At 73.8% G+C, this 7,195-nt stretch carries 7 protein-coding genes; all 7 read right to left on the minus strand.

The window, feature by feature from the left end; genetic code table 11:
* Positions 1–35 precede the first annotated feature (35 nt).
* The 7 genes from ADK86_RS05245 to ADK86_RS05275 all read right to left on the minus strand — a co-directional run bounded on the left by ADK86_RS05245 (position 36) and on the right by ADK86_RS05275 (position 7,165).
* Positions 36–1,709, minus strand: coding sequence for an ABC transporter permease (locus ADK86_RS05245; RefSeq protein ID WP_234345720.1), 1,674 nt, complete (start codon positions 1,707–1,709; stop codon positions 36–38).
* On the minus strand, positions 1,706–2,584 hold the full coding sequence (locus tag ADK86_RS05250; RefSeq protein WP_053695517.1) for an ATP-binding cassette domain-containing protein: 879 nt from the start codon (positions 2,582–2,584) through the stop codon (positions 1,706–1,708). Before ADK86_RS05250 ends, ADK86_RS05245 begins: the two co-directional genes overlap by 4 nt.
* Positions 2,581–3,030 (minus strand): hypothetical protein, encoded by a 450-nt coding sequence (locus ADK86_RS05255; RefSeq protein ID WP_053695518.1) that lies wholly within the window; start codon positions 3,028–3,030, stop codon positions 2,581–2,583. The genes ADK86_RS05250 and ADK86_RS05255 overlap by 4 nt, the downstream gene beginning before the upstream one ends.
* A 144-nt stretch (positions 3,031–3,174) precedes the next feature.
* Positions 3,175–4,413 carry a sensor histidine kinase gene (locus ADK86_RS05260; protein ID WP_053695519.1) on the minus strand — a complete coding sequence of 413 codons (1,239 nt, stop codon included), beginning with the start codon at positions 4,411–4,413 and terminating at the stop codon, positions 3,175–3,177.
* On the minus strand, positions 4,407–5,105 hold the full coding sequence (locus ADK86_RS05265) for a response regulator (protein ID WP_053695520.1): 699 nt from the start codon (positions 5,103–5,105) through the stop codon (positions 4,407–4,409). The genes ADK86_RS05260 and ADK86_RS05265 overlap by 7 nt, the downstream gene beginning before the upstream one ends.
* Positions 5,106–5,191: 86 nt before the next feature.
* Positions 5,192–6,085, minus strand: a complete 894-nt coding sequence (locus ADK86_RS05270; RefSeq protein ID WP_078951835.1) for a glycerophosphodiester phosphodiesterase — start codon at positions 6,083–6,085, stop codon at positions 5,192–5,194.
* Between the two features lie 180 nt (positions 6,086–6,265).
* A complete protein-coding gene (locus tag ADK86_RS05275; protein WP_053695521.1) occupies positions 6,266–7,165 on the minus strand; it encodes an MBL fold metallo-hydrolase in 900 nt (299 codons plus the stop codon).
* Between the last annotated feature and the right edge of the window lie 30 nt (positions 7,166–7,195).

Genomic DNA, 7,195 nt, shown 5'->3' on the forward strand with positions numbered 1-7,195 from the left:
TTCCGTAAGGTCGGCAGCGTGCCGCCCCTTCGACCCTACGAGACGGCCGGGGCCCGGCGCAGAGGGCCCGCCGCTGCCACCACTCCGGCCAGCAGCAGGGCGGCAAGCCCGGCGACGAGCAGGGGAGAGAGAGCTGCGGGCCGGCCTTCCGGCCGGGTCGCGCCCATGTAGTCGAGCAGTGGCAGCCCGTTGAAGACGCAGTACCAGAGCGGGAGGTACAGGGCCTGGAAGAGGCGGTGGGTACGGGAGAGCGAGCCCAGTGCCAGGGCCAGCGAGGGAATGAAGACCGCGCCGCCCGCCCAAGAGGCCACGCCCTGCCAGTCCCCCGCCATCGCCAGGCGCAGCAGTGGTACGCATCCCGTTGCCGCGGTGAGGGCGAAGCCCGCGGACCATTCGGCCAGCGCGCGGTGGCGGGCTGCCGGGTAGCTGCCCAGTAGGGCCTGCACGCCGTGTTCATGGCGCTGGGCACCGAGCCGGGACCAGATCAGTACGGGCCAGATCCAGGCCAGCGGCAGGACCACCCGGGCCGCACCGGCCGTGGGCACACACAGCCCCACGATGGAGATCAGGGCGGCACCGGTCCACCACCACCAGGCGACGCCTTGGAGCAGGATGCGGAGTTCGCCCAGGAGGAGGCAGTGGTAGGTGGCTCCGGGGGGTGCGGCGGTGGCGAGGCTCAGGAAGGAAAGCGGCCGGTGGACGGTGGCCATGGTGGGGCCATGGGGCTGGGGCGGCCCCGGAACCGTGCCCGGGACCGCCTCCTGAACCCTCTGGCCGGCCGTCGCGCCGCGCGCTCCCCCGCGCGCCGGATCGAAGCGGCCGAACCAGAGGGCGGGCAGCAGGGCCAGCGCCATGGCGGCGAGGACCAGGGCCACACGGCCCAGAACAAAGCCCTGCTCCGGCGTGAAGCCGTGCCACACGAACGTGCGCAGCGGCTGCTCCAGATAGGTGAACCCGAGGCTGAACTGGCCTGTTACGCGCGCGTGTTGGGCGGCCAGGTCGTCCGCCATCGAAGCCACCGCACCGTGTACGCCGATGCCGCCCAGCGGCGCGTCCGGCCGCTGGCCGCCCAGGACCAGCACCAGCCACACGAAGAACCAGACGACGTTCCCCACGCCGCCACGCAGCACCGGCAGCGACTCGAACAGCAGCGCCGCGGCCCCGGTGACGACCATCAGCGGCAGCGCGATCAGCACGAACGGCTTCAGCAGCGCCACCGGGTCGATGCGGTAGGACTCGCCGCGCGCCAGCTGCATGACCACCGCGGTGACCGCCAGCACGCCCAGCATCGAGACCAGCACCAGCACGTTGCTCAGCAGCTTGCCCGAGAAGTAGCCGGTGGTCCGCAGCGGGGTGGTCGCGAGCAGCCGCCCCACGCCCGAACGCTCGTCCTTGGCCAGCGCGTTGCGTACGACGTAGAACCCGGCCAGCGGCAGCCACAGCGCCGCGGCGAGGGCGGTCGCGACACCGACGTACGCGCTGTTGTACGTCCCCCGGAAGTCGCCGATCTGGAGGATGACCCAGTGCGAGGTGGGCTGCGGGACGGCGAGATAGCCCAGGAGGACGGCGGCCAGCAGCGTCACGGCGTACGCGGGGCGGCGCACCCGGTCGCGGACATCGCCCAGCGCCAGGCGGCCGAGCCTCACCGGAAGACTGCCGATGCTCACCCGGCACCCGCCGGGGCTCACCAGGACCCTGCCGACGCTCATCGGACACCTCCCGCGCCGACCGTCGCCAGGTACGCGTCCTCCAGGTCGGGCGTCCGCTGCACCGCGCCCTCGTACGGCCGGAACGGCGACAGCAGCCGTACCCGTACGCCCTCGGGAGTCCGGACCATCCGGCTGACGACGTGCCGGGCCTGCACCGCCGCCACCTCCTGTGTGCCGACCAGCACCTCCCACACCTGTCCGGTCACCGCGGCGAGCAGTTCCTCCGGTGTGCCGCGGCGCAGCAGCCGGCCGCCCGCGACGACGGCGATGTCCCCGGCGACCGACTCGATGTCGGAGACGATGTGGGTGGAGAGCAGCACGACGCGCTCCATGGCCAGTTCGGCGAGCAGGTTGCGCAGGCGGGCGCGCTCCTCGGGGTCGAGCCCCGCGGTCGGCTCGTCCACGATGATCACCTTGGGGTCGGCGAGCAGGGCCTGTGCGATGCCGACGCGGCGCAGCATGCCGCCCGAGTACGCGCCCAGCGGGCGGCGGGCCGCCTCCGTCAGGTTGAGGAGTTCCAGCAGTTCGCCGATACGGGTGCGGGCCCGGCCCGCGGGCACGCCCTTGGCGGCGGCGAGGTAGGCCAGGAACTCGCGGGCCGTCAGGTTCGGGTAGACGCCGAAGTCCTGCGGGAGATAGCCCAGGGCGGCGCGCAGCGGCCCGGGGCGCCGGACCGCGTCCTCGCCGTCGTAGAGGAGCTGCCCGGCGGTGGGCCGGGTGAGGGTGGCGGCGATGCGCATCAGGGAGGACTTGCCGGCGCCGTTGGGGCCGAGCAGACCCAGCAGACCGGGGCCCATACGGAGGGTCAGGCCGTCCACGGCCTGCTTGCCGCCGCGGTAGACCTTGCTGACGCCGAGGAGTTCGAGGGTGGTCATGCCGGGGTGTGGTCCTTGCCGTGCTTCGCGCCGTCGTGCGGCTCCGCCTTCGTACCGTCGCGCAGGTCCGTCTTCGCGCCGTCGCGCAGGACGGTCACGCCGCGCGGCACCTCGACCTTGAAGCGCGCGTCGCAGATGGCCAGGCCGGTGCACCCGGCCTCCAGGTCGAGGGTCTCCCCCGTCAGCTCCCACCGCAGCTTCTTCGTGCCGCTCTTCGCGTCGAACCAGCGGGTGACCTTGATGTCCTTGCGGTCGGTGGCGACCAGGTCGGCCGGGATCTCGTGGGTCTTCACGTTCAGCGTCCGGCCGGCGAAGGGGAAGGTCTTCACCGCGGGTGCGGCGGACTTGGCGTCGACGGAGCAGCCGGTCAGGGCGAGAGCGGCCAGCGGGGCGGCGCAGACCGCCGCGAGGCGGAAGCCGGTCGTACGGGTGCTGCGTGGAACCACCGGAATCGCTCCTCCGAGGTGCGGGAATGGGTGCACCTCCGAGGATCGGCGGCGAGCGCCCGTGCCACATCTGCCGTTCGGCAGATATCGCGCGGCTGTGCGGAGAGTTACGGGGCGATCCGAACCGGATGCCGGACGTCCGCTTCAGGTCGCCGGGAGTACGGCGTGCACCCGCCAGCCGTCCCCGTGCCGCCCGTACGCCAGCGTGCCGCCGAGCGCTTCGACGCGCGCGGTGAGGGCGGCGAGACCGGTGCCGCCGCCGTGCCGCGGGAGACCCAGCGGCCCCGCCGGGCGGCCGCCGCCGTCGTCGGTGACCGTCACCGCGACCCGGCGGCCGTCCCCCGGCCCGTCACCGGCCGGAGCTCTCGCCACCTCGACGCGCACGCGTCCCGCACCGGCCGCGTGCCGCCGGATGTTGGTGAGCGCTTCCAGTACGACCCGGTGGACGGCGTCCTCGGTGGCGCGGGGCAGGGTGCCGGACAGGGCATCGTCGAGGTCGAGCGCCGTCCGTACGCCGGTCGCGCCGAAGCGTTCGACCATCTCGGCCAGGTCCGCCAGCCCGTACAGGCGGGTCGGCGGAAGCTCGCCCGCGTCTGCGGCACCGGCGTGCCCGTACGCCTCGGGAGTCCGCGGGCTGTCGGCCGCCGCATGCCCCTCCGGGTCGCGCAGCGTACGTACCGTACGGTCCATCGAGTCCAGCGCGCGCAGGCCCGCGTCCTCCAGCCGGGCCAGCAGCTCCGCCGTCTGCTCCCGGTCGTACTCGGCGACCCGCGCGGCCTGCACCTCCAGCACGATGCCGGTGATCTCGTGCGCCACGAAGTCGTGCAGGTCTCCGGCGACTTCGAGGCGCTGGTCGCGGCGGGCCTGGGCCACCGCGCGGTGGCGGCGGGCCTCCTGCGCCCGCAGATACAGCGCGAGGCCGCCCACGCCCACCGCGACGAACAGGGCCAGCGCGCTCACCAGGACGGCCGCACCGGCCTTCACGGGCGGATCGGCGTACACGAACCGCAGCGGCAGCAGGACGAACGCCAGCACCGCCAGGAACCCGCCCACGGCGGCCTGCCGGGCCGGCGCCCGGTGGATCTGCCGCGCGGCCAGCAGGAGCAGCGCCGGGGCCTCGGCGAACTCCCACAGGGCCGCGTAGCTCTTCGGGCCCCGGTAGACCAGGTCGACGGCGAGGGACAGCACGGCGGCGGTGATCACGGCGGTGCCGAGGGTGATCCGGCCCCACGGCCAGCGCATCGGCGCGGCGAACGCGGCCACGACCGCGGGCAGCGCCGCGACCAGCGCTTCGAGCGGCGCCCCGCCCCTGACCAGCGGCACCGGCAGGAGCAGGCACAGTGCCCCGGCGGCGGACCACCCCAGCCGCCGCCCCGTCACCACCGCGGGACCTCACGCGCCGCGTAGCCCATCTCCCAGGCGTGCACCGCGATGCCGACCCGGTTCCGTACGCCCAGCTTGCGCTGGATGCTGGCGACGTGGGTCTTGACCGTGCCCGGCGAGATGAACAGTTCGCGGGCGATGTCGGCGTTGGTCAGGCCCGCCGCCACCTGCCCGGCGATCTCGGTCTCGCGCTCGGTCAGCGCCTCCAGGGCGCGGGGCGCGGCGGGCCGGGAGCCGGTGACGTGCTTGAGCAGCCGGACCGTGATCGAGGGGCTGATCAGGCTGTCCCCGGCGACCGCGGCACGCACCGCTTCGATCAGCAGCGCCGGGCCCGAGCGCTTCAGCAGGAAGCCGCAGGCGCCGTGCCGCAGCGCGGGATACACGTATTCGTCCAGGTCGAAGGTGGTCACGACGACGACCCTGACCTTGGGCGGCGGATCGGCCGTACCGCCCGCCGGGCCGGAGTCCGTACCCGCACCGGCCAGCCTGCGGGTGACCTCCAGGCCGTCCATCCGCGGCATACGGATGTCCACGAGGGCCACGTCGGGCCGCAGGGCGCGGGCCGCCTCCAGGGCCGCCACGCCGTCCGCGGCCTCGCCCACCACCTCGATGTCCGGCCGGCTCTCCAATATCCGCCGCAGCCCCCGGCGGACCATCTCCTGATCGTCCGCGATCAGCACCCGAATCGTCACGACCGGTCATCCTGTCATGACGGCTCCGGGCGGGCCGGGGCGGCCGGGCCAGGGCCCGGGGAGCCGCCCGTACCCGGCCGCCGCGGCTAGACGATGACCCCGTCCAGGCCGTAAGTGGCGGCGATCCGGTGGTAGTTCCGCGGCGGTACGTCCCAGGCGAAGACCTCCAGCCGGTCGCCGTGCACGCCGTGCAGCCGGTGGACGGCGGACACGTACTGCGCGTTCACCTTGGACAGCTGGGGGTTGATCTGGTCCACGTAACGCGAGTACGACGCGAGGGAGTTCACCGGCGGGTTGCCGAGGAAACCCGTGCGCACCTGGGGGACGAGGCCGTGCACCGTGCGCACGCTGCTCGCGCTGAAGCTCTGCACCACCAGCCTGCGGCGCACGTGGGAGCGGTCGAGCCAGCCCGCGCCCGCGAGTTCCCTGACGATGCCGGACTCGATGCCGGGGTACTGCTGCGGGTTCTTGATCTCCAGCAGCAGCCGCAGATCGTGGTCCTCCATGCGCCGCAGGAACTCCTTGAGCGTCGGCACCCGTTCGCGCGCGAAGCGCTTGCCGTACCAGCTCCCGGCGTCCAGCCGCGCGATCTCGGCGGCCGTGAAGTCCCGTACCCGCCAGGGGGAGCGGTCGGGGTACAGCTGCTCGACGTTGGTGGTGCGGGCCAGCGTGGCGTCGTGCATCACCACGAGCTTCCCGTCCCGGGTCCGCTGTACGTCGTTCTCCACCCACTCGAAGCCCTGGCGCTCCGCCGCGTCCACCGCGGCGAGGGTGTTCTCCGGCGCCACCTGGGAGGCGCCGCGGTGCGCCACGACGACCGGGCCGCCGAACCAGGGGAACCGCACGGCGTCGGCCAGCGGGGCCGCCACCCGGCCCACCGTCGAACTTACGTTCGCCGTCGCCGTACCCACCGGGGCCAGGGCCGCGAGCAGCAGTGCGCATCCGGTGGCCGCCACGACACGGAACGATCTCAGGTTCATCGGGGGGCCTCCCGGGCGCACAACCGCAGACGGCAACGCCTGCGACGGACAGCAACGACTGTGGCAGCCTTGCCCCGATATGCCCTTAAGCATTCAAAAATGCCGCCATGCGGGGCGCGCACTCCGGGTAGCGCACGCCCCGGCGCGCGGGGCGCCCGCCCGTCGCGGAAGCAGCCCTCCTCACCCCTCGTCGGCCACCAGCCGGTACGCCCCCTCCCCCGCACCGCCCCGCCGCACCAGCCCGCCGGTCGGCGCCGGGAAGTGGCTGCCGAGCAGCAGGGCCCCGGTGCGCGCCACCTCGTCCAGGAGGCGGCGACGGGTCCGTACGGCTTCCTCCGGGTCGATGTCCACGCTGCTGCACAGGCCGGGGTGGGCGAGCTGGACGGGGTGGTGCACGCAGTCGCCGGTGATCAGGGCCGACCGCCCCTGGCTGTGCAGGGCGACCGCGCTCTGGCCGGGCGTATGGCCGGGGGCCGGGACGAGGGTGAGCCCCGGGATGATCTCGGCGCCCGGCCCGGCGACGTCGATCAGGTCCAACTGGCCGTGCTCCCGTACGGGTTCGACCGAGTCGCGGAACATCTGGCGGCGGCTCTCCTCCATCTCGACGCCGGACCAGTAGGCGTACTCGGCGCGCGCCGTGAGGTACCGGGCGCGGGGGAACGTCGGGCGCCAGCTGCCGTCGGGGGCGAGGCGGGTGTTCCAGCCGACATGATCCGCGTGGAGGTGCGTGAGGATCACATAGTCGACGCTCTCCGGCGGGAAGCCGGCGGCGGCCAGCCGGTCGAGGTAGGGCGTGTCGAGCTGGTGCCAGGCCGGGTTGGCGCGCGTCTTGCCGTTGCCGATGCCGGTGTCGACCAGCACGCGCAGGCCGCCGATCTCCAGCGCGAAGGTCTGCACGGCGGCGCGCAGGGTGCCGTCGGGGCGCGCGAACGACGGCGCGAGCCAGGGCACCTCCGTGACGAGATCGGACGTCGCGCCCGGGAGCAGCCAGGCGCCGGTCTCCGGCGGCAGTGCCACCTCGTCGATGCGGTGGACGACGATGTCGCCGATGTACCAGGGGGATTCGGGGTGGGCGGTCATGGAGACCTCCGTACGGGTGGGGGCGGGAGG

Origin of the sequence: Streptomyces sp. NRRL F-5755 (assembly GCF_001279365.1) — a bacterium.
GTDB classification, from domain to species: Bacteria; Actinomycetota; Actinomycetes; order Streptomycetales; family Streptomycetaceae; genus Streptomyces; species Streptomyces rimosus.